Origin of the sequence: Aeromonas molluscorum, from assembly GCF_051376105.1 — a bacterium.
In the GTDB taxonomy this organism is placed as follows: Bacteria; Pseudomonadota; Gammaproteobacteria; order Enterobacterales; family Aeromonadaceae; genus Aeromonas; species Aeromonas molluscorum.
This window is the reverse complement of sequence record NZ_JBPQCY010000002.1, coordinates 740606-764055: the sequence shown is the minus strand read 5'-3', so window position 1 is coordinate 764055 and position 23450 is coordinate 740606. Positions and strand designations below refer to the sequence as shown.

Annotated in this window: 18 protein-coding genes and 1 pseudogene; 3 read left to right on the top strand and 16 right to left on the bottom strand. The window is 58.8% G+C overall.

The window, feature by feature from the left end:
• Positions 1-51 precede the first annotated feature (51 nt).
• The gene (locus ACSMDR_RS14160) at positions 52-810 is read left to right on the top strand and encodes a phosphoadenylyl-sulfate reductase (protein WP_436468657.1); all 759 of its coding nucleotides are present in this window, start codon (positions 52-54) and stop codon (positions 808-810) included.
• Positions 811-869: 59 nt separating this feature from the next.
• Here the strand turns inward: ACSMDR_RS14160 and ACSMDR_RS14155 are convergent, their stop codons facing one another.
• The 5 genes from ACSMDR_RS14155 to ACSMDR_RS14135 form a co-directional block, all read right to left on the bottom strand.
• On the bottom strand, positions 870-1349 hold the full coding sequence (locus ACSMDR_RS14155; protein ID WP_436468656.1) for a 2TM domain-containing protein: 480 nt from the start codon (positions 1347-1349) through the stop codon (positions 870-872).
• A gap of 179 nt (positions 1350-1528) precedes the next feature.
• On the bottom strand, positions 1529-2500 hold the full coding sequence (gene proX, locus ACSMDR_RS14150; RefSeq protein ID WP_005902226.1) for a glycine betaine/L-proline ABC transporter substrate-binding protein ProX: 972 nt from the start codon (positions 2498-2500) through the stop codon (positions 1529-1531).
• Positions 2497-3651 carry a glycine betaine/L-proline ABC transporter permease ProW gene (gene proW / locus ACSMDR_RS14145; protein WP_436468655.1) on the bottom strand — a complete coding sequence of 385 codons (1155 nt, stop codon included), beginning with the start codon at positions 3649-3651 and terminating at the stop codon, positions 2497-2499. The genes proX and proW overlap by 4 nt, the downstream gene beginning before the upstream one ends.
• Positions 3648-4844, bottom strand: coding sequence for a glycine betaine/L-proline ABC transporter ATP-binding protein ProV (gene proV / locus ACSMDR_RS14140; protein ID WP_005902224.1), 1197 nt, complete (start codon positions 4842-4844; stop codon positions 3648-3650). Before proV ends, proW begins: the two co-directional genes overlap by 4 nt.
• 544 nt (positions 4845-5388) lie before the next feature.
• Positions 5389-6372, bottom strand: coding sequence for an MsnO8 family LLM class oxidoreductase (locus ACSMDR_RS14135; RefSeq protein WP_436468654.1), 984 nt, complete (start codon positions 6370-6372; stop codon positions 5389-5391).
• Between the two features lie 144 nt (positions 6373-6516).
• Here ACSMDR_RS14135 and ACSMDR_RS14130 point away from each other — a divergent pair, with 144 nt between their 5' ends.
• A complete protein-coding gene (locus tag ACSMDR_RS14130; protein WP_436468653.1) occupies positions 6517-9465 on the top strand; it encodes an HD domain-containing phosphohydrolase in 2949 nt (982 codons plus the stop codon).
• A gap of 45 nt (positions 9466-9510) precedes the next feature.
• On the opposite strand, the pseudogene ACSMDR_RS14125 reads toward ACSMDR_RS14130, so the two are convergent.
• The 5 genes and pseudogenes from ACSMDR_RS14125 to rplU form a co-directional block, all read right to left on the bottom strand.
• Positions 9511-11189: pseudogene (locus ACSMDR_RS14125) on the bottom strand (AMP-binding protein).
• A gap of 239 nt (positions 11190-11428) precedes the next feature.
• Positions 11429-12799 carry a YjiH family protein gene (locus ACSMDR_RS14120; RefSeq protein WP_436468652.1) on the bottom strand — a complete coding sequence of 457 codons (1371 nt, stop codon included), beginning with the start codon at positions 12797-12799 and terminating at the stop codon, positions 11429-11431.
• Positions 12800-13192: 393 nt separating this feature from the next.
• A complete protein-coding gene (gene cgtA / locus ACSMDR_RS14115) occupies positions 13193-14395 on the bottom strand; it encodes an Obg family GTPase CgtA (RefSeq protein WP_005911262.1) in 1203 nt (400 codons plus the stop codon).
• 189 nt (positions 14396-14584) lie between these two features.
• Positions 14585-14842, bottom strand: coding sequence for a 50S ribosomal protein L27 (gene rpmA / locus ACSMDR_RS14110; protein ID WP_005911261.1), 258 nt, complete (start codon positions 14840-14842; stop codon positions 14585-14587).
• Positions 14843-14861: 19 nt separating this feature from the next.
• Positions 14862-15173: a 50S ribosomal protein L21 gene (rplU, locus tag ACSMDR_RS14105; RefSeq protein ID WP_005304210.1), complete on the bottom strand. Its 312-nt coding sequence runs from the start codon at positions 15171-15173 to the stop codon at positions 14862-14864.
• A gap of 243 nt (positions 15174-15416) precedes the next feature.
• Here rplU and ispB point away from each other — a divergent pair, with 243 nt between their 5' ends.
• Positions 15417-16388: an octaprenyl diphosphate synthase gene (ispB, locus tag ACSMDR_RS14100; RefSeq protein ID WP_436468651.1), complete on the top strand. Its 972-nt coding sequence runs from the start codon at positions 15417-15419 to the stop codon at positions 16386-16388.
• Positions 16389-16731: 343 nt separating this feature from the next.
• Here ispB and hflC read toward each other — a convergent pair whose 3' ends face one another.
• The 6 genes from hflC to mutL form a co-directional block, all read right to left on the bottom strand.
• Positions 16732-17616, bottom strand: coding sequence for a protease modulator HflC (hflC, locus tag ACSMDR_RS14095; protein WP_005907084.1), 885 nt, complete (start codon positions 17614-17616; stop codon positions 16732-16734).
• 3 nt (positions 17617-17619) lie between these two features.
• Complete coding sequence (gene hflK / locus ACSMDR_RS14090) at positions 17620-18771, bottom strand: FtsH protease activity modulator HflK (RefSeq protein WP_005907085.1); 1152 nt, start codon at positions 18769-18771, stop codon at positions 17620-17622.
• 82 nt (positions 18772-18853) lie between these two features.
• Entirely contained in the window at positions 18854-20140 is a 1287-nt protein-coding gene (gene hflX, locus ACSMDR_RS14085; RefSeq protein ID WP_005907086.1) for a ribosome rescue GTPase HflX, read from the bottom strand.
• 56 nt (positions 20141-20196) lie between these two features.
• Positions 20197-20463 (bottom strand): RNA chaperone Hfq, encoded by a 267-nt coding sequence (gene hfq / locus ACSMDR_RS14080; RefSeq protein WP_436468650.1) that lies wholly within the window; start codon positions 20461-20463, stop codon positions 20197-20199.
• Between the two features lie 73 nt (positions 20464-20536).
• The gene (gene miaA, locus ACSMDR_RS14075; protein ID WP_436469328.1) at positions 20537-21433 is read right to left on the bottom strand and encodes a tRNA (adenosine(37)-N6)-dimethylallyltransferase MiaA; all 897 of its coding nucleotides are present in this window, start codon (positions 21431-21433) and stop codon (positions 20537-20539) included.
• A gap of 95 nt (positions 21434-21528) precedes the next feature.
• Positions 21529-23448, bottom strand: coding sequence for a DNA mismatch repair endonuclease MutL (gene mutL, locus ACSMDR_RS14070; protein WP_436468649.1), 1920 nt, complete (start codon positions 23446-23448; stop codon positions 21529-21531).
• Positions 23449-23450: the final 2 nt, after the last annotated feature.

Below are 23450 nucleotides of genomic sequence, written 5' to 3'. Positions count from 1 at the left end.
CAAGGGCGCCTTCACTGGCGCCCGTTTTTCTTCACAGAGCGAGACACAGAGATGACACTGGATCTGACACTATTGCTCACCCTCTCCAAAGAGGAACAGGTCGCAGCCCTGGCTCCCCACAACCGCGAGTTGGAGGCCATGAACGCCCCCGAGCGGGTGCGCTGGGCCCTGACCAACCTGCCGGGACAGCACATTCTCTCTTCGAGTTTCGGCATACAGGCGGCCCTGATGCTGCATCTGGTGAGCCGCGAGCGGGCCGACGTCCCCGTGGTACTGACCGACACCGGCTACCTCTTCCCCGAGACCTATCGCTTCATCGACGAGCTGAGCGAGCGGCTCAAGCTCAATCTCAAGATCTACCGATCCGAGCTATCCCCCGCCTGGCAGGAGGCCCGTTTCGGCCTGCTGTGGGAGCAGGGGATCGAGGGGATCACCCGCTACAACCAGCTCAACAAGGTCGAGCCCATGGACCGCGCCCTGAGCGAGCTGGGTGCCCAGACCTGGTTCTCCGGCCTGCGCCGGGAGCAGTCAGACAGCCGTGGCAACTTGCCGGTGCTGGCCATACAGCGCGGCCGTTTCAAGTTCCTGCCGGTCATCGACTGGAGCAACAAGGACGTGCACTACTACCTCAAGGAGTTCGACTTGCCCTATCATCCGCTGTGGGAGCAGGGTTACCTCTCGGTGGGGGACGTTCATACCACCGCCAAGTGGGAGCCGGGCATGAGCGAGGAGCAGACCCGTTTCTTCGGCCTAAAACGCGAATGCGGCCTGCACGAAGAGAGCGGCGAAAATGACGGTTCAGGGATCTGAACCCGCCTCTTTTTGCATGAAAAAGGCCCGGGTTGTCCCGGGCCTTTTCTATATTCGACCTACAGCTTGCGGCCGAGTCGCCTCTCAATCTGACGCCGCTCCCAGTCGGGACCCAGCAACTTGGGCAGTTTGAACAGGTTGAAGGCATGCGCCATCAGGCCTATTCCCCAGCCCAGCATGGGCCACCATGCCCAGATATGCCCGGGGCTGGTCACCAGATTGATGACCCAGAGCAGGCTTATCACCAGCACATAGCTGATGAGGTGGCCGTAGAATCCCTTGAGCCCCTGCACAAACTCCATCGCCTCCCGCTCTTCCCGTGTCACCCCGGTGCCCGACTCCATATTTGCTTCCCTCATCTCGCTCTCCTGCAGTTGGCTGATATCGAGTTCGAAGACGGCGGCCAGGGCCTTGAGGGATTCGAGACCGGGGGCCTGACCCCGCTCTATCCGCTGCACAGTGCGGACACTCAGCCCCGACATGGTAGCCAATTGATCCTGTGACCAGCCGCGCTGCAATCTCAACTTCCTGACGATCATCGATGAACTCCTTGTGGTATTGACGAGAGCAAGCGTACCCGGCCTGAGTGAAATCCTTGACGACAGAGACCCGACACCTGGGCGACAGTCTTTTTATATCAACATCTTATAGAATAAATTGCACAAATAAAAACGCCCGGCAACAAGCCGGGCGTGGGGTCATGACGGGAGACTGGCGCCTATTTGGCAGCGCGCGCATCCGTGAGCCACTGCTTGACCAGGGCTGGGTGCCCCTTGATCCAGGCATCGGCGTGACGCTCTATGTCGGCCGGCTTGTTCTGGCCCTGTTTCATCAGGCTGTTCTGGACGTTGATGTCGTTGATCGGCAACTTCATCTCGTCAAACAGTTTGGCCGCCGACGGATTGGCCTCGGCGAAGGCGCGGTTGGCCACTATGTGCATGGTGTTCATCTCGAAACCATAGTTCTTGCCATTGGCCAGCTTGGTGTCGCCCTCGCGGCCATCCGGCAGCGCGGTAAAAGGCACTTCCAGCCAGACCACATCCTTGCCCGGGATCAAATCGCCACTGACCCAGTATGGCGTCCAGGTGTAATAGAATACCGGCTTGTGCTCCTTGTAGCGGGTAATGGTGTCGGCAATGATGGCCGCATAGTTGCCCTGCTGGTGGGTCACTGTCTTGTCCAGTGCAAACGCCTTGAGCTGATGATTGATCACCCCCTCACAACCCCAACCCGGATTGCAACCGGCCAGATCGGCCTTGCCATCACCGTCACTGTCAAACAGAGCGGCCAGCTTGGGATCCTTGAGCTGCGCTATGTTGGTGATGTTGTACTTGTCGGCGGTTACCTTGTCGATGAGGTAGCCCTGGGCCGCCCCTGTGACATAGGTGCCTTCACGATAGAACTTGGTGTCGCCGCCGGCTTTTTCATATTTGTCTTTGTGCAGCGGATTCCAGTTGAAGGCGAGGAAGGTCGCATCGCCGCTGGCGACTGAAGCATAGCCCACGTTGTAGTCAGCCTCTTTGGCGGGCTTGACATCATAACCCAGTTCGCCGAGCAGCTTGCTCACCAGCAGGGTCTGGAACGCCTCCTCCGGCACGCTGCTCTGAATGGGCTGGACCAGGGCGCTGGCCATGGCGGTGGTACTCAATAACAGGGTGCCCAGCGTCAATCCCTTGGTGATGGCGTTCATATTTCTTCTCCTTTGGTGTGAGTCTGATGGCGCTGCCCGAATGGGGAGAGCAGCAGGCCTACGGGGCCTCGTTGATACCAGTGGCCGATACGCTCGGCACTGGATTGGCCCATGGCCTGAGTGAGACGATCGAGCACTATGGCCAGCAGTACTATGCCGAGACCACCGACAGAGGCCATGCCCATGTCGAGGCGGCCTATGCCGCGCAGGACCATCTGGCCAAGCCCGCCCACCGCTATCATGGAGGCGATCACCACCATGGAGAGGGAGAGCATCAGCGACTGGTTGACCCCTGCCATGATGGTCGGCATGGCCAGCGGCAGTTGTACCTTGAACAGCAGCTGACGTGGGCTGGCGCCAAATGAGTGACCGGCTTCGATAAGATCTTCCGGCACCTGGCGAATGCCGAGAATGGTCAGCCGTATCATGGGCGGCAGGGCAAAGATGATGGTCACTACCACCCCGGGCACATTGCCTATACCAAACAACATGACGATGGGGATGAGGTAGACAAACGCCGGCGTGGTCTGCATGGCGTCGAGCAGGGGGCGAGTCCAGGCGGTTGCTCGCTCGCTGCGTGCCAGCAAGATGCCAACCGGCAGACCGATGATCATGCAAAACAGCAGAGAGGTCATCACCAGGGCCAGGGTCACCATGGCATCGGACCAGGCCCCGATAAGGCCAATCCCGATGAGGGAGATCAGGGTACCCAGCGCCATGCTGCCACTGACCAGCTGCCAGGCGATCAGGGTCAAGATCCCCACCATGAGTGCGGAAGGCACGCTCTGCAGCGTATGAGTCAGTGCATTGAGGGTCACCTCGACCGGTGCCCGCACTATCTGGAACAGGGGACGAAAGTGGGTTACCAGCACGTCTATGCCCTGCTCCACCCAGACATCGAGCGGCAGCCAGGCCTGCTGGAAGGGATCCAGCAGATCGAGAGGCGGTTTGTCATCGGCCGAGGCTATCTGGTTTTGCCAGTCGTTGCTGGCGACGGCGGTGTGGGTGGTGCTGCCCCAAGGATCCGCGTCAACCTGGGTGGTGGAAGCACTGGCCCAAGGATCCGGATCGGCAGCAGGGGCCTCGTCGGCCCAGGCTGGATGGGCGGCAAACAGCAGCGTTGCCAGACAGAGGGATATTAAATGCTTCATACCGGGGTACTCCTGTCCAGGGTGTTGAGCAGATTGGCCTTGGAGATAAGCCCCAGATAAGTGCCATCCTCTTCTACCACGGGGACCTGACAGGGGGCGGCCGCCACCAGGCTTATCAGTTCGTGCAGGGGAGTGTCGGCCAGCAAGGGGCTTACCTCATCCAGCAATGCCTGATCCAGACTGCCCTTGCTCGCCACGGCACGGGCCAGGGAGTCGAGGGAGACGACGCCGACGAAGCGCCGACTACGATCGATCACATAGCCAAACTCCCGATCCTGCTCCTTGAGCTGGCGCAGGGCATTGGCCGGGCCATCCGTGGTGTGCTTCTTGATGAGCGGGGTCTGCTTGCGGCTGGCGATGTCACGGGCACTGAACACATTGGCCAAATCCACACCGCGAAAGAAGGCGCGCACATAGTCGTTGGCAGGCTGGCTCAGGATCTCGTCCGGGGTGCCGATCTGGATCACCTGACCGTCCTGCATGATGGCGATGCGGTCGCCGATGCGCATCGCCTCGTCCAGATCGTGGGAGATGAAGACGATGGTGCGCTGATGGTTGGCCTGTAGCTTGAGCAGCTCATCCTGCATCTCGGTGCGGATCAGGGGGTCGAGGGCGGAAAATGCCTCGTCCATCAACAATATGTCGGGATCATTGGCCAGGGCGCGCGCCAGGCCAACCCGCTGCTTCATGCCGCCAGACAGGGCATCGGGGTAGGCATGCGTCCAGGTCTCGAGGCCGACCTGGGCAAGGGCCTGGCGTGCGCTGCGGTGGCGATCTGCTTGGGGAACACCAGCCAGTTCCAAACCAAAAGCGGCGTTGTCCAATACCGTCAGGTGCGGCATCAAGGCGAAGGATTGGAACACCATGCTGATTTTTTTGCGACGTACCTGACGCAGCGCCTCATCCGAGATGACGGCGATATCTTCACCATCGATCAAGACCTGACCGCGAGTGGGCTCTATCAGCCGGTTGAGCAGGCGTACCAGGGTGGATTTACCGGATCCCGACAACCCCATCACCACGAAAATCTCTCCTTCATGGATCTGCAGATTCACGTCATGTACGCCGAGGGTTTGGCCGGTTTTTTGCAAAATCCCGGCACGATCATCACCCTCTTCCAATAATTTGAACGCCTTGTCCGGCTGCTCTCCAAAGATCTTATACAGGGTCTTTACTTCCAGTTTGACTGTCATATTGCCCTTTTCTAATTGATTACAACTTCACCGCCATGGCATAACCATGACGAAATTCATTTACTACACTAAACAATTAAAGGGCAAACATAAAGCATAATTAGTCGCCACAACATCGATGCAAATGCATATACCATTGAATAAATAAGAAAAACAAGCCAATCACACCATGTATAAATAAAAATTAAACATTATCACCACAAATAAATTAGCAGTTATTATTTAAGGGTATAAACATATTTTGATGAAAAGCCTACCCGCTGCAGATCAAGCTGATGCCCTGATGCAGATTTGGCCGCGCAAGATGACGACCATCCAAATCGGTCCGCCAGCATGACGACGAGGCAATCTACGAGGGAATATTGCTGACAAAAATCAGAGTAGTGTCGACATAATCGGCGAAATAGAGACTAATAGATGAAATAAAGAAGGAATGAACCACAGGGAAAATGGCAGGAATAAAGAGGTGAGTAGCAGGGGATGGCCGCAGAAGACAGCGCGACGCCAGGGAACCCGGCGCTGACTGCACCGGGATCCGCCTGCATCAAAGCGAGCGCATGATCTCCGCCCCCAGGGCGAAGGATCGCAGCCGGGCCTGATGATCGAAGATGGGGCCATTGAACATAAGTTCGTCAGCCTGGGTTTCGGCCAGCAATGCCTGAATGCCATGGCGGATGGCGGCTTTATCACCCACCAGGGAGCGAGACAGCGTCTTCTCCATGGCCACCAGCTCGTGAGGGGCCCAGCCGGTCAGCTCTTCCACCGGCGCCGGTAATTCCCCAGCATCTCCTCGATAGAGCCGCAAGAACTGCTGCTGTACCGTGCTCAACAGAAAACGCGCCTCGGCCGTACTCTCGGCAGCAATCAGATTGACGCAGACCACGGCATAGGGCTTGGGCCAACGTGCGGAAGGGCGATATTGGCTGCGATAAACCTCCAGGGCCTGCAACAACAGCGCCGGCGCAAAATGGGAAGCAAAACCAAACGGCAAGCCCATGGCCGCCGCCAGCTGGGCGCTGTAGAGGCTGGAGCCAAGCAGCCAGACGGGCAGCTGTAGTCCGAAGCCGGGCACTGCACGTACCGGGCCCGGCTCATCACCGAAATAGGCCATCAACTCGGCCACATCGGCGGGAAAGTCATCCTGATCGCCTCCCCGCTGGCGGCGCAAAGCGTGCATGGTGCGCTGATCGGAGCCAGGGGCACGACCCAGGCCCAGGTCAATTCGCCCCGGATAGAGGGACTCCAGGGTGCCGAACTGTTCGGCAATCACCAGAGGGGAGTGATTGGAGAGCATGATGCCACCGGCGCCAAGACGCAGAGTCCGGGTGCCAGCAGCCAGGTGACCAATCAACACTGAGGTGGCGGCGCTGGCAATTCCCGGCATGTTGTGATGCTCGGCCAGCCAATATCTGTGATAACCCCAGGCCTCGGCCTGCTGAGCCAGTTCAAGGGAGCAGCGGAAAGAATCGGCGGGACGAGAGCCGACGGGAACAGGCACCAGATCCAGTACCGAATAGGGAACAGACATGACTCACTCCAGAGGTGGGAAAGCCGTCACTCTACCACTAGCTCTAAATGAGACACAATTAATCCATTGCTGGCGATTCTGATGTCATGAGCCAAACTCATTGCTGGCCAACCATGGACGAATGGCCATAATAAGGATCACGACATGAGGCTGAACGGCTCGCAACGCCGCCCTTTTTACGTACACATAGCCACCCTCTTCATCTGTTTGTTCACTCTGCTCGGCGCCTTGCTGATAGCGCAGCATTTTCAGCAGAGCCGTGCCCAGGGGATGGCCCACGAATACCATAACTTCCAGCAATACCGGGAGCAGCTGGCCCTGGCTCTGACCCTCAACGAGCGGCCGGCCCGCACCACCCTCAAGCTGCTCAGGGCAGGCCAGCTGATGCAGGCGGGTGATCTGGCGGCCCGGCTCGCCTTTTTGCCGCAGCTGGTCGAGGTGCTGGCCAGCCAGCATGGCTATGGCGCCATCTATGTCGGTTATGGCAACGGTGACTTCTTTCTGGTGCGAACCCTGACCGAGAGCGTCAAGGCGCAGTTGGACTCGACCCCACCGGGCAGCAGCCTGCTGGTACAGAGTCTGTCTGGGGGACAGGGGAAGTACCTCTATTATGATGCCCGCCAGCGCCTGCTCCATCAGCAGCCCATGCCCGACTACCAGTTCGATCCCCGTGCCCGGCTCTGGTATCAGCAGGCGCTGCGCAGCAAAGGCATTGCCAGCACGGCCCCCTATCTCTTCTTCACTACCAAGGAGCCCGGCATGACGCTGGCGATCGCCAGCCCCGATGGCCAGGCGGTGATCGGCATAGATGCCAGCGTTGATCGTCTCTCCAGACTCATTGGCAAGATGCGGCAAGAGGGGACCCAGCTGGTATTGTTTGATCGCCATGCCACCTTGCTTGCAACCGACCCGGCGCAGTTACCCAGCTATGAACGCTTGCGGGTACTGCCCAAGATATCGGCCCTGAGCGATCCCGTATTCACCCTGTTGCAACGCCGACTGAGTGCAGAGCCCGACCTGCTTAAGGGGCGCCATGAGCTGACCCTCAATGGCGAAAACGGGGGGGAGTGGCAGGTCAATCTCTCATCGCTCGGGGAGGGTTCCCCCTTCTATCTGGGACTCATCATCAGCAGCGAGCGCCTGTTCGCGAGCGCCACACGCGAGGCCTGGCACAACCTCGGTAGTACCCTGCTTGCCCTCTTGCTGCTGCTGCCCGTCATCTGGCTCGTCGCCAGACGCACCGCCACTCCCCTGCTTGCGCTGACCCGGGAGGCCGAGCGCATCCAGCATTTCGATTTCAGTAACGGGGAAGCGCCCCACTCCGCCATCCAGGAGATAGACGATCTCTCCCGCACCATGTCGGGCATGCGCCTGACCCTGGGTAACTTCATGAATATGGGGCGGGCGCTTGGCGCCGAACACAACTTCGACGCCCTGCTTGAACGCGTACTCGGTGAAACCATAGCCGCAGCCGGGGCCGAGGGCGGCGCTCTCTATCTGGTGGAGGAGGGGCAACTGCAACCTGCGCTGGCCTTCTGGCATGGCCATCCCTTGCCAACCATAGAAGGTGAGCGCCTGCTGCGTCCCGTCCTGCACGGCGAGCGCCTCAGCGTCGCCCTCGAAGAGGGTTGCTGGCAGCGCCACCTGAGTGGCTGGGGGGCCTATCCCGGCAAGGGACGCCTGGTGGCCGAACCCCTGCGCAATCACAGTCAGGAGGTGACGGGCTGCCTGCTGATCTTGCTGCCCCCCTGCTCCCCTGATGAACTGGCAGCCCGCATCAGTCTGATCGAGGCGCTGGCTGGCACCTCGGCCTCCGCCATCGAGAATCAACGACTGCTGGCGGAGCAAAAGCGTCTGCTGGAGTCATTCATCGAGCTCATCGCCGGGGCCATCGATGCCAAGAGTCCCTATACCGGCGGCCATTGCCAACGGGTGCCCGAACTGACCCGACTGCTGGCGGAAGCGGCCGCCGCCGAGCGGGAGGGCCCCTTTGCCGGCTTCAACCCCAGCGAACAGGAGTGGGAAGCCATTCACATTGCCAGCTGGCTGCACGACTGCGGCAAGGTGACGACCCCCGAGTTCGTGGTCGACAAGGCCACCAAGCTGGAAACCCTCTACGATCGCATCCACGAGATCCGCACCCGCTTCGAGGTGCTCAAGCGCGATGCCCACATCGCAACCCTGAGTGAGCAGTTGTCAGAACAGCAACGCAGCCTAGCCCGCACGGCCGTGGCCCCCGTCTGGGCGGAGCTCGATGCCGAATTTTCCTTCGTGGCCGAGTGCAATCAGGGGGAGGAGTGGATGGCGCCGGAGCGACTCGAGCAATTGCAACAGATTGCCACTCGCAGTTGGCTACGCACTCTGGATGACAGGCTCGGACTGGGAGCTGAAGAGCGCAAGCGCCATGGCGACCTCGCCGCTCCCCTGCCTTGCCGTGAATACCTGCTGGCCGACAGGCCCGAGCACAAAATCCCCCGTCCCGACAACGATAGACTGGAGGCAGACAATTCCTGGGGCTTCAAGGTCAAGGTGCCCGCCTGCCTGTATGATCGGGGCGAGCTCTACAACCTCAGCATTGGCCGTGGCACCCTGAGCGAGGAGGAGCGCTACAAGATCAACGAACACATCATCCAGACCATCAAGATGCTGGAGCGATTGCCCTTTCCCCGCCACCTGCAACAGGTACCTGAAATAGCGGGCGGCCACCACGAGAAGATGGATGGCAGCGGCTACCCCAGGGGGCTTAGCCGGGCACAGATGAGCGTGCCGGCCCGCATCATGGCCATCGCCGACATCTTCGAGGCACTGACCGCCAGCGATCGCCCCTACAAATCGGGCAAGTCTCTCAGCCAGTCCCTTGCCATCATGAGTCAGATGGCCAACGTGGGGCACATAGATCCGGAGCTCTTCGCTCTCTTCCTGCGCAGCCGTATCTGGCTACAGTACGGCCAGCGCTTCCTGAGCGAGGCACAGTGCGATGAGGTCAATCTGGCCGCCTTCCGCCCCCCTCAGGGCGAGGAACCTGCATCCCCCTCTCGCCCAGCACCCGCCATCAGATCAGGCCGAGCATCCAGGAGGCAAATCCTAAGCTGAGAGAGGGGCCCAGGGGCCCCTCTCTCAGCTTTGCGCTACCCATGGCTAACCATGGGGGGCCAGCTCGGCGTTCATCAGCTCCTTCATGCGAAACTTCTGCAGTTTGCCGGTGACCGTCATGGGGTACTCGTTCACGAAACGGATGTAACGTGGCACCTTGAAGTAGGCGATGCGGGCCGACAGGAAGTGTTTAATCTCCTCTTCATCGGCATCACAGCCGGGCCTGAGCTTGATCCAGGCGCAGACCTCCTCGCCATAGCGGTCGCTGTCGATACCAAACACGGCGGCGTCCTGCACCGCGGGGTGATCATAGAGCCGCTCCTCCACTTCCCGGGGATAAATGTTCTCGCCCCCCCGAATGATCAACTCCTTGCTGCGCCCGACAACCTGGACATAGCCCTCGCTATCCATGACCCCGATGTCGCCGGAGTGCAGCCAACCCTCGGTATCTATGGTGGCCGCCGTCTTGGCCGGATCCTGCCAGTAGCCACTCATGACGCTATAGCCACGACAACAGATCTCCCCTTTCTCCCCCCTTGCCACCATCTCACCACTGGGGTCGACCAACTTTATCTCGGTGTGGCTGATCGCCCTCCCGACTGTGGTTACGCGCTTGTCGAGCGGGCAATCCACCGCGGTCATGTGATTGATAGGGCTGCACTCCGTCTGGCCATAGGCAATGGTCACCTCCGTCATGTGCATCAGGGTCTGCACCCGCAACATCAGTGGCTCGGGACAGATGGCTCCCGCCATGATGCCGGTACGCAGTGAGCCGAGATCGAACTCGGAAAAGTTCGCAAGCTCCAGCTCGGCGATGAACATGGTCGGCACCCCATGCAAGGCGGTACAACGCTCCTCACTGACCATCTGCAAGGTGGTGGCGGGGTCAAATGCCTCACTGGGGAAGAGGGCGCAGGCTCCCACGCTCAGACAGACCAGGTTGCCGAGCACCATGCCGAAACAGTGATAGAGGGGCACCGGGATGCAAAGTCTGTCCTGTTCGGTCAGCGCCATGCCGGCTGCGACCAGCAGACCATTGTTAAGTATGTTGCTGTGGCTAAGGGTTGCGCCTTTGGGGCTGCCCGTGGTGCCCGAGGTGAACTGGATATTGATGGGATCCGAAGCCTTGAGCCCGGCAGCCACCCTTTGCAGGACGCTGTTCTCCTGTTCATCCCCCAGGCTGAGCAAGGCGTTGAAGTTGAGCATGCCAGGGGTCCTGTCCTCACCCAGACGCACCACCCAGGCCAGGCTTGGCAAGGCGGCGGCCTTGAGCTCTCCGGCGGTGAACTGTTCAGTTCCGGGGCCAGCTCGGCCAGAGTGGCAAGATAGTCACTGCCCTTGAAGCGGCTGGCGCAGATCAATGCCTTGCAGCCAACATTGTTGATGGCAAAGGCCAGTTCCTCACGCCGGTAGGCGGGATTGATACAGACCATGATGGCGCCGATACGGGCGGTGGCAAACTGCACCAGACACCATTCGATGTTATTGGGGGACCAGATGCCGACCCGGTCACCAGGCTGTATGCCTATGGCCAGCAATCCCTTGGCCAGCCGATCTATCTGCTGCAGATATTCACGCCAGCGCCAGCGGATCTGTTGATGGCGCACCACCACCGCGGGCCGGTCTGGGAAGCGTTCGACTATCCCTAGCAGGTAGTCACCTATGGTTTGATCAAGCAGGGGGGCATCGGTCGGGCCGACGCGATAGCTGGGCAGTGCGGACATGAAGACTCCTTGCCATAAGGGGAATGAGTGGCCTACGGCTCGGCTGGCAACATCGCGATGACGAATGTTACGTTAGTGTAAAATCATGAAATTACAAAGCCCACTTTGGTCGAACAACAGGACTACCTGCCAGTGCAATAGCCAAAGAGCAGTTCAATTCCCAATGAGGAAAAAGCACATATAAAAACGGACAGCCCTGGGGCTGTCCGTTTTTTGGTCACCTGTCCCCAAGCATTGGGTCAGAACAACAGATGTGCCATGGCGGCAATGACCGGCAAGGTCACCAGTGTCCGCAGCAGGAACACCACAAACAGCTCCCACAGCTTGACCGGGATCTTGCTGCCCAGCAGCAGTGCGCCCACTTCCGACATATAGATAAGCTGAGTCACCGACATCGCGGCAATGACGAAGCGGGTCATCTCGCTCTCGATGCTCGAGGCCAGAATTGCCGGGATGAACATGTCCGCAAAACCGACCACTATGGTCTTGGAAGCGGCTTCAGCCTCCGGCAGCTGCAACAGCTCAAGCAGCGGAATGAAGGGGGCACCCAACCAGTTGAACACTGGCGTGTGCTCGGCCAGCATCAGGGCGCAGGTACCGATCGCCATCACCACCGGCAGCACGCCAAACACCATGTCCAGGGCATTTTTGACCCCTTCCCGGGCAACGGCGCCGAGATCGCTCACGCTGTCGGCTTTCTTGAGGGCACGCTCGAAGCCATAGCTCACCAGATTGTGCTCGTGAGGCACGGCCTCCTGCTTGCGGCACAGTGGGGTACCATCGGAATAGACGTCCTTCTTCCAGGAGAGGGGCGGCAAACGCGGCACTATGATAGCGGCCACCACACCGGCCAGACAGACGGTCAGATAGAAGGGCACGAACATGTGCTCCAGCTTCACCTGAGAGATCACCACCAGACAGAAGGTAATGGAAACCGCCGAGAAGGTGGTGCCGATGACGGCGGCTTCCCTTTGGGTATAGAACTTGCCTTCATACTGTTTGCTGGTGAGCAGGATGCCCACGCTGCCATCGCCAAGCCAGGAGGCAAAGCAGTCGACCGCGGAGCGGCCCGGCAGGCGGAATACCGGACGCATGATGCGGGTCATCAGGGTACCGACAAACTCCAGCAGACCGAAATCCAGCAGCAGCGGCAACAGCAGACCGGCGAAGATAAACACCGAAAACAGCACGGGCAGCAAATCATGCAGCACCAGGCCACCGGTCGCATCGGAACGCAGCGCCTCTGGGCCCATCCCGAAGAAGGTCAGCAGCGCAAAGATGCCGCCCAGCACTCGTACCATGGCCCAGAACGGGGAGACGTTGAACAGGGCATTGAGAAAGGGACGACGTACCAGGATCGCGGGCTTGAACAGCCAGGCAACCAGGGTCATCAGCATGGTGGTGGTGATCAAGGCACATACCACGGCCACAAGCGAGTCGGCGAACACCGCTTGTACCGTCTTGGCCAGCACGGCCACGGGGATGGTGATATTGCCGTCATAGAGCACGGGGGTCATGAACAGCAGGATCCCGACGAGTGACGGGATCAAGAACATCAGCAAGTTACGGCGAGTATTTACCGCAGGGGCTTCGAGGGTCTTTTCCAACATGAGATTACAGCCTTAATGTTACTTTTCCTTAGCCAGGCCGCCTGCATACTCATGCCCCGCCCAGCAAAACGGGCGAAAGAATACTCCAAAAAAATGCACAAACAAGCTTTTAATGCATAATTTTAAGCATAAGTATTTTTACAGACGAAGCTTCCATAAGAACATCCCCAAACAGATATGCATATCAATTCACGACGCCGTGTTAGCATATTGTTTCAATCAGGTTACGTTCAGGTGCGCAGTATAACCAGCTGGCGATGACAGGCAAGAACAGGCATCACAAATACACCTATTGGCACTCTTCGAGTCCATGAAAAACCATTGCGACACCCATAAAAAAACCGGAGTCCGTTGCCAGACTCCGGTATTCATCTCATCCCTCTTGAGGAGTGATCAGTCACGTACGTAAATGACTTCCACGCCGTCATCATCGTCGTCATCCCAATCATCATCACCGAGGGATTCATCGAAGGCGCGGGAAGCCGCAGCGGCCTCTGCTTCGGCCTGGGCCAGCTGGTTCTTGTGGTAATCATCCCACTTGAACTCCACCTTCTCGATGGCGTCCCTGGCATCCTGCTCCAACTGACGAGGCATGGTATCGAGCAGATCCAGAATGTCGTAGCAGACCTTCTTGGTACCTTGCTTGCTGATAGCAGAGATCTCGTAGACGGGGCCTTCGTAGGCCAGAGCGGTCTTGACGCGCTCCATTACCTCGGCCGCTTCCTCTTCCAGGATCAGATCCATCTTGTTGAACACCAACCAGCGCGGTTTGCTCGCTAGCTCAGGGCTGTATTTTTCCAGCTCCCGGACTATGGTCACTGCGTTCTCGGCAGGATCAGACTCGTCAACCGGGCAGATATCGACCAGGTGGATCAACACGCGGCAGCGCTCAAGGTGCTTGAGGAAGCGAATCCCCAGACCCGCGCCTTCGGCAGCACCTTCGATCAAGCCCGGAATGTCGGCAATCACGAAGGAACGGGAGTTTTCACCACGCACTACGCCCAGGTTAGGTACCAGGGTAGTGAAGGGATAATCGGCAACCTTGGGTTTGGCGGCAGAGACGGCACGGATAAAGGTAGATTTACCTGCATTGGGCAAGCCCAGCATACCGACGTCAGCCAGCAGCAGCAGTTCCAGTTTCAGAGTGCGAACTTCACCCTCGGTGCCGTTACTCTTCTGATAAGGGGCTCGGTTGACTGAGCTTTTGAAACGGGTGTTACCCAGGCCATGGAAGCCACCTTTGGCGACCAGCAGTTTCTGGCCGTGCTGGGTCAGGTCACCGAGCCGCTCGCCGGTATCTTCGTCGCTGGCGCGAGTACCGACCGGTACCTTCAGGGTCAGATCCTTGCCACGGCGACCAGTACAGTTGGCGCTCTGGCCATTCTCACCACGTTCGGCGGCGTGGAAACGCTCGAAACGGTAGTCGATCAGGGTATTCAGGTTTTCATCGGCAAGCAGATAAACGTCGCCGCCATCACCACCGTCGCCACCATCAGGGCCGCCGTTAGGGATGAATTTCTCACGGCGGAAACTCACACAACCGTTACCACCGTCACCGGCATCGACTCGAATTTGGACTTCATCAACAAACTTCATAGGTAACCGTCACCTTAATTCGAAAAACCGATACGCAATTATAGTGGTACAGACCCCTGCGGGCGAGACGCATCTTGGCGATGAGGCCTGTCAGCGCCAGCTCATCCGCGTGCCGTTTTTTCGTCAAACTTTTCAGAAAAACAAAAGCCCCGCCAGGTTGGCGGGGCTTCGGATCCTTGCGGTCCGTAATTACTCAGCAACGATGCTGACGTACTTACGATTCTGCGGACCTTTAACTTCGAACAACACTTTACCAGTCGCAGTAGCGAACAAAGTGTGGTCGGTACCCAGACCAACGTTGGTGCCAGGGTGGAACTTAGTGCCACGCTGACGAACGATGATGCTACCAGCCAGTACAGTTTCGCCGCCGAAGCGCTTAACGCCGAGACGTTTGGCTTCTGAGTCGCGACCGTTACGGGATGAACCGCCAGCTTTTTTATGTGCCATTTTTCAGATTCCTCTCGAATTAAGCGCTGATGCCAGTGATTTTGACTTCAGTGAACCACTGACGGTGGCCCGCTTGCTTACGATGGTGCTTACGACGACGGAACTTGACGATAGTCACTTTCTCGCCACGGCCGTGAGCCACAACTTCAGCTACAACCTTGCCACCTTCAACGAAAGGAGCACCTACTTTAAAAGTGTCGCCTGCAGCAACCATCAGAACTTCATTGAAGTCGATAGTAGCGCCAGTCTCAACGTTCAGCTTTTCAAGACGAACGATTTGACCTTCGGCCACACGGTGTTGTTTTCCGCCGCTTTGGAATACCGCGTACATTTGATTAACTCCGTAAAGGCGAGTCTTTTGCTCAAGGCCAGACCCGCACAAAAACCTATAACAATGGGCCGGCATTCTACGCACATCGATCTGTTCAGGCAAGACCAATTTAGCAAAAAGTTTATTTTGTGCGCACGTACCGAGCCGTGAATAAACGCTTCACTGTAACCCATTGTGAAATCGTGTAGAATCCCCGCCATTACTAAAACTGCAGACATTGCTGCCCGTCACGTTACGAGATCTATGGACCAACAGACTATTCGAGCGCTCTGTGCCGCCGACATGACGGCGGTCAATGAGCTGATCCTGGCCCGACTTCAGTCCGAGGTCAGTCTGATCAACCAGCTGGGCTTCTACATCGTCAGTGCCGGCGGCAAACGGATGCGCCCCATGCTGACTGTCATGGCGGCAAGAGCACTGGGCTATGAGGGCGAAGATCACCTCAAGCTGGCCGCCATCATAGAGTTCATCCATACCTCGACCCTGCTGCACGACGACGTAGTCGATGAATCCGATCTGCGCCGTGGCCGGGAGACCGCCAATGCCATGTTCGGTAATGCCGCCAGCGTGCTGGTCGGCGACTATCTCTACAGTCGCTCCTTCCAGATGATGGCCGAGCTCGCCGATCTGCGAGTGATGGAGATCCTGTCCGACGCCACCAACACCATCGCCGAAGGCGAGGTGCTGCAGTTGATGAACTGCAACGATCCCGATACCACAGAACAGAGTTATATGACGGTCATCTACTGCAAGACCGCCAAGCTGTTTGAGGCCGCCACTCGGCTCGCTGCCGTGCTCACCCGCCAGGATGCCCGTATCGAGGCCGCCATGACGGATTACGGCAAGTATCTGGGAACCGCCTTCCAGATCATCGATGACGTGATGGACTACTGCTCCCAAAGTGATGAGATGGGCAAAAATGTCGGTGACGATCTCGCCGAAGGCAAACCCACCCTGCCGCTGCTGCGCGCCATGGACGTCGGTACCCCGGCCCAGCGCCAGCGTATCCGTGATGCGATAGAGCATCGCAACGGCATGGAGCACCTGGACGAGATCCTCACCATTCTGGATAGCACCGGAGCCCTCGAATACTCCCGCCAGCGCGCCCGTGAAGAGGCTGACAAGGCCATCGCGGCGCTCATGGTGCTGCCTGAGTCGCAACATCGTCAGGCCCTGATCCAGCTGGCCCAGATGGCAGTACAGCGCAGCGCCTGAGTTCTTGAGCTACAACCAACAAAAAGAGGCCTGATGGCCTCTTTTTGTTGGTTGTAGCTCAAGAAGGAAGCTGTCGCCCTCCCCCTGATAGATGACTGACTCCCTCGGCTCGACGGCCCCCTGTTCATCACCAGAGTCACTGTTAGTGAGCTCGGCGCCACCATGGCGCCTTATTGGCTGTTATCTATCAATCCGCCCTGATGGCGCTAATGAGCAACGGGAGGCCTGCCCTCCTTCGGTGTCATCAGCCACAGCGTCCAATCGGAACAGACAAAAACGTAAACCCTAGACATAGAAAAGGGCCCTCACGGGCCCTTTTACATAACGACATACGATAACAAGCTTACTGCTTGTTGCCATCCGGCGACTTGAGGTAGCGGAAGAACTCGCTGTCCGGCTTCAGGACCATCAGGTCGTTGCCACCGGCGAAGCTCTTGCGATAGGCCTCCATGCTACGCACGAAGCTGAAAAACTCGGGGTCTTTCTTGTAGCTGTCGGCATAGATCTTGGCGGCTTCCGCATCCCCTTCACCACGCAACTGACGCGCGTTACTGTCGGCGTCGGCGATCATGACGGTCACCTTGCGGTCGATGTCGGCGCGCAGGATTTCAGCCTGCTCGCGGCCCTGGGAGCGATGCTCCCGGGCCACGGCCGTCCGCTCGGCACGCATCCGCTGATAGATGGAGTTGGACACTTCCACCGGCAGGTTGATCTGCTTGATGCGCACATCCACCACCTTGATGCCGAGCTCGGAGGAGCGCGCCATCTTCATCAGGGCATCTTCCATCACGGTACTACGCTCACCGGAGACGATGTCCTTGATGGTACGGTTACCTATCTCTGAACGCAGACCGTTGTTGATCTTGCGCTTGAGTAGGTCTTCGGCCTGGATCTTGTTGCCACCGCCCGTCGCCAGGTAGTACTTGGAAAAGTCCTCGATCTTCCACTTCACGTAGGAGTCGATGATGAGATCTTTCTTCTCCGAGGTGACGAAGCGATCCGCCTGACCTTCCAGAGTCTGAATGCGAGCATCCATCTTGCGAACCTGATCGATCATCGGCACCTTGAAGTGCAAGCCTGGCTCGTAGAGACGAGGCTCACCAGAGTCAATCCGCTTCACCTTGCCAAACTGCACCACTATGCCCTTCTGCCCTTCATCAACGATGAAGATGGAAGAGAAGCAGACCATGGCAGCCACAGCGATGACACCAATAGCTATTTTATTCATCTATCAGTTTCTCCCTGTGCTGAAACGGTCACCGCTACGCAGCGGCGTCGGAGTGGAGTTGGCCCCTTCGTTGGACGGCTGAGCCGGTTCCACCGCAGGAGTGCCAGCCGGACGAGTCGGTTGCACCGCGTTCGCCTTGCCGGACAGTTTGTCGAGCGGCAGGTAGATCATGCTGTTGTTGCCAGCAGGCATGTCGACCAGCACCTTGTTGGCTTGCTGATAGAGCTCCTCCATGGTTTCCAGATAGATACGCTCACGAGTCAACTCGGGGGCCGCCTGATACTGGGGCAGCAGCTCATTGAAGCGTGCCACTTCACCCTTGGCCTTCAGCACAATCTGGGACTTGTAACCTTCGGCTTCCTGTTCCAGACGTTTGACCGAACCGCGAGCCTTTGGCTCCACTTCACGGGCATAGGCTTCGGCTTCACGGATGAAGCGCTGCTCATCTTCCTGAGCGGAGATGGCGTCATCGAAGGCATCCTTCACTTCTTCTGGCGGACGTGCCGGCAGGAAGTTGACGTCGACGATTTGCAGGCCCATCTGATAGGGCTCGATGATGCCATCGATCACCTGCCAGGTTTCCTGACGGACTTTTTCCCGACCCGTGGTCAGGACGTCATCCATCCGGGTGTGGCCTACCACATAGCGCAAGGCACTGTCAGTGGCCTGGCTCAGACTCTCGTCGGCATTGGTGACGCTGAACAGATATTGCTGGGGATCGACCACGCGATACTGCACGTCCATCTCGACCCGGACCACGTTCTCGTCCTGAGTCAGCATGAAACCAGAGGCTGGTAGGGAGCGTACCGACTCCACATCCACCGGAATAACCCGATCGATGAAGGTCGGCTTCCAGCGCAGACCCGGATCCACGTTATGGGAGTACTCCCCAAAACGCAGCACAACGCCACGCTCGGCCTCGCGAATGGTATAGAAGCCGCTGACGACCCACACCACCACAGCGACCAGCAGGGCGATGGAGATGCCGAACTTGCCTATCTCACCACCGGATTTACCACCGCCGCCAAACAGACCGCCGAAGCGACGGCTGACCTTGCGTAGCATCTCGTCCAGATCAGGGGGTCCCTGAGTCTTGCCGTTATTCCCCCAAGGGTCACGGTCTTTGCCGTTGTTACCAGGCTCATTCCAAGCCATCAGCATCTCCATTTAAATACTTGCGAATGGATGTCATCTCTATCGGCATCAGTCCACCGGGCTCAGTTGCCCATACGGTGGGTCAATGCATGATAAAGCGTTGTAAAACTTCACCTTCTTGCTTCACGAGGCGGTTCCAGTCGGCCACTTGCAAGCGGACTTCCAGCACGAAATCCCCCTCCTCGCTAAAACCTTCCTGCTCTATCCCTTTGAGGCGATAGAGGATACTGCGCAACCGGGCGGCCGAAGGCGGCAACTGCAACCTGTGGTGCACCATGGTGCCAGCCAGCAATTCGGTCAGGGCCTGGAACAACAGTTCGCGGCCTTCGCCCGTCTGGGCGGAGAGCCAAACCCGGACCGGTCTGCCCTCATCGTCACGCTCCAGCGCGGCGGGGCGATCGCTCAGCTTGTCGATCTTGTTACAGATCATCAGCTGGGGCCGATCATCGGATTCGATCTCGACCAAGACCCGCTGCACGGCATCAATATTGTCCTGCATCTGCTCGTCGGCGCAATCCACCACATGCAGTAGCAAGTCAGCCTCCCGGGTCTCTTGCAAGGTCGCCTTGAAGGCCGCGACCAGATCATGAGGCAGGTGCCGAATAAAACCAACCGTGTCCGCCAGTATCACATCCCCGACGTCCCGGATCTCCACTTTACGCAGAGTCGGGTCCAGAGTTGCGAACAACTGATCGGCAGCATACACGCTGGCATCTGTAAGTTCGTTGAACAAAGTGGATTTTCCGGCGTTGGTATAACCCACGAGAGAAACGGTCGGCACTTCATTGCGATTGCGGGCACGGCGGCCCTGTTCCCGCTGCTTGGCGACCTTGTCGAGCCGGCGCAATATGGCCTTGATACGTTCACGCAGCAGACGACGGTCGGTTTCAAGCTGGGTTTCACCCGGACCACGCAGGCCGATACCGCCCTTCTGGCGCTCGAGGTGAGTCCAACCACGGATCAATCGGGTGGAGAGATGGCGCAACTGGGCCAGTTCAACTTGCAGCTTGCCTTCATGGGTGCGGGCACGCTGGGCGAAGATATCGAGAATGAGCCCGGTTCTGTCGACGACCCGGCACTGGAACAGGCGTTCCAGATTGCGCTCCTGGGCAGGGGTCAGCGCGTGGTTGAAGATCACCACATCCGCCCCCAGGGCTTGCACCTCGGAAGCGATCTCTTCCGCCTTGCCGCTGCCGACAAAAAACTTGGCGCTGGGCGAACTGCGACTGGTGGTGACCACTCCCAGCATGCTGACCCCGGCAGAGCTCACCAACAGCTTGAGCTCTTCGAGATCCTCACGCTCCCCTTCATTGCTGAAGTTGACATGCACCAGCACAGCCTGTTCGCCTGCTTCGTAACGGTCAAACAAGCGCTTGCTCCTTAGCTGGACTCATGAGGCATGGCGAGCTGACTCGCCGCTTGGACTCACTCCTCACTGTCACCTGACTGCTCATCACCCTGGCCAGTGGCGGCATGCTGATGATGATTGACGGCGCGAGCCGGCACCACGGTAGAGATGGCATGCTTGTACACCATCTGGCTAACGGTGTTCTTCAGCAAAATGACGAATTGGTCGAAAGATTCGATTTGACCCTGCAGTTTGATGCCGTTCACCAAATAGATAGAAACAGGAATCCGCTCACGGCGCAGCGCATTCAAAAACGGGTCTTGGAGAGATTGCCCCTTAGCCATCTTCTTTTTTCCTTATAGTTTGTTGTTTTTAAACACCGGATATCACTATAACAACCTGATTATACAGGGAGTGTCAAGCCGCACCAGCGCAGGCAATGACCCTGGCGAGGTTGTCAGACTCACCAGATCCCAACCAGGTGACCTCAGGCCATCCCCTCAACCAGGTCATTTGCCGTTTAGCAAGCTGACGAGTGGCAACAATGCCACGATAACGCATCTCATCATACCCCAGTTCCCCGGCCAGGTAGTCCCACATTTGGCGGTAGCCAACGCAGCGAATAGAGGGTAGGTCCGCAGTCAGATCCCCACGCGCGCGCAGGGCTCTGACCTCCTCTTCGAACCCCCGGGCCAGCATGAGATCGAAACGCTGCTCGATACGCTCATGAAGCAGCGCCCTTTCGGTCGGGGCAATGGCAAACTGATGCACCCTGTAGGGCAATCCCTCCCCTTGTACCTGGGTCAGCTCGGTGAGGGTCTTGCCGCTGATGCGATAGACCTCGAGGGCCCGGCTCAGCCGTTGGGGATCATTGGGGTGAATGCGTGCCCCAGCCACAGGATCCAGGCGCACCAGCTCGTCATGCAGGGCCTGCCAGCCCAGCCGGGCGGCATCGGCCTCAATACCGGCACGAATGGCAGGGTCGGCAGAGGGCAGTGGCGACAACCCCTCCAACAACGCCTTGAAATAGAGCATGGTACCGCCGACCAGCAAGGGGATGCGGCCGCGACTGGCAATTTCGTCCATTTCGCGCAAGGCATCACGGCAAAAATCCGCCGCAGAGTAACTCAACGCCGGATCCAGAATATCGATCAATCGATGGGGTGCCAGCCTGAGCTCATCGGCATTTGGCTTGGCGGTGCCGATGTCCATGCCGCGATAGATGAGCGCGGAATCCACGCTGATGATGTCGCAGGGCAGGGTCTGGCACAGTTCAATAGCGAGATCCGTCTTGCCGGAGGCGGTAGGTCCCATCAGAAAAATGGCAGTCGGCAAGTCAGTCACGGTCAATTCCTTTCACAAAACGCTAAAAACAGGCTGTTGCTCTTTGCAGATCTGGGGCCGCGACCTCACTCTTGCGCAAACTCGGCCAGGGTCGCCGCCAGCGAGAGGGGGCGCAGCAGCCGTTTGTCACTCAGCGGATCCGCCAGTTGGCTAACCAACTCGTCAAGCAAGCGAGTGGCCGTGGCAAAATCATATTGCTTGTCACTGGCCAAGCCTTGTTCTACCAGCCATTGGCAGAGTACTTCGGCCTGCTCCGCGTCACTGGCGGCGCTCAAGCCTTCAAGGAGTTGCAGCAGCTCGGGCAGCAAACGGGCCAGATCGGTCTGGCGCAACAACGCCGGCACCCGAGTCAGGATCATGGTGTCGCGACCACCGCTTTTCAACTCAAGCCCCATGCGTTTGAGCAGGTTTTCCTGTTCAGCGGCCACAACATGTTGGGATTTGGGCAATTTGAAGGAGACCGGCAACAGCAGCGGCTGAGCAGCCAGTCCCTGTCCCCAGCCTTCGAGCAGCCAATGGCGCAGCAGGCGGCGTTCGGCCACCACCAAGCGCAGCAGGGCGAGTCGTCCCCCCAGCTCGATCAGCAGATAACGCCCCTCTACCAGCGTCAGTGCCCGAGGAGTAGCGTCGAGCAGAGCGTCGTTCTGGGGCTTATGGGTGGTCGAATTTGGTACCTGGAGGCCGGGCAGTGTGGTCAACAGGGCCTCCATGCCACGCAGTGCTTCCCGGCTGGGGGCCTGCGGTGGCTGACTCACACCATGACCCCCCTGACCACCCTTGGCGGTGCGCGACTCGCTGCCCGGACTTGTCCGGCCGCTGCCCATAGCGTCCCCTGGCTCCCCCTGGCGGGCCCCCTCCCGCACTTCGGCAGGAGCACGATAGCCATGTTCAGCCCCGTACCAGTCGGTGCGCGCCGCCTGCCCCGGATAGTCGGGGCCCTCGGTGGCTGGCAGGCTAACCTCGCTCATCGCCAGGGGCTCCTGGCTGTCGGCTTGATGCAAGGCGCTAAACAGCGCCTGATAGATGAAGTCGTGGATGAGCCGCGCCTGGTGAAAACGCACCTCGTGCTTGGCCGGATGCACGTTGACGTCCACCTGGCGTGGATCCAGTTCGATATAGAGCACGTAGGCGGCGAAGCGATCCGGCCCCAGCAGCTCGTCATAGGCCTGACGGATGGCATGGTTGATCAACTTGTCGCGCATCATGCGCCCGTTGACGTAGGTGTACTGCAGGTCGTTCTGCGGCCTGGCCCCAGCCGGAGTTGCCAGCCAGCCGCGCAGCCGCACGTCGCTGTGCTCACTCTCGATGGCCAGTGCATGGTACATGAAGGGGGTGCCACAGACGGCAGCGAGGCGGCGCTCCTGCTCTTGCACCGTACTGGCAGCGCGATACTGGCGCACCAGCTTGTCATTGTGGCGCAGCAGCAGAGTCACATCGAAGCGCGACAAAGCAATGCGACGCACCAGCTCGTCTATGTGGGCAAACTCGGTCTTTTCGCTGCGCATGAACTTGCGCCGCGCCGGGGTATTGAAGAAGAGATCCACCACCTCGACCGTGGTACCGACGGGATGGGCCGCGGGTCTGATGGTGACGTCCATCTCCCGCCCCTCCGCCTCCGCCTGCCAGGCTTCAGATTGATCCTGGGTACGAGAAGTGAAGCTGAGCCGGGAGACAGAACTGATGGAGGCGAGCGCCTCTCCCCGAAATCCCAGGCTGCAGATCCCTTCCAGATCATCCAGGGTCGCCACCTTGGACGTCGCATGCCGTGACAGGGCCAGCACCAGCTCATCTCGGGCGACACCGCAGCCGTTGTCACGAATGCGGATAAGCTTGGCCCCCCCCTTGTCTATGTCGATCTCTATCCGGTTCGCCCCCGCATCCAGGCTGTTCTCGACCAGCTCCTTGACGACGGAGGAGGGACGCTCAACCACCTCGCCAGCGGCTATCTGGTTGGCAAGGATGGGGGGCAAAATACGGATCGGCATCG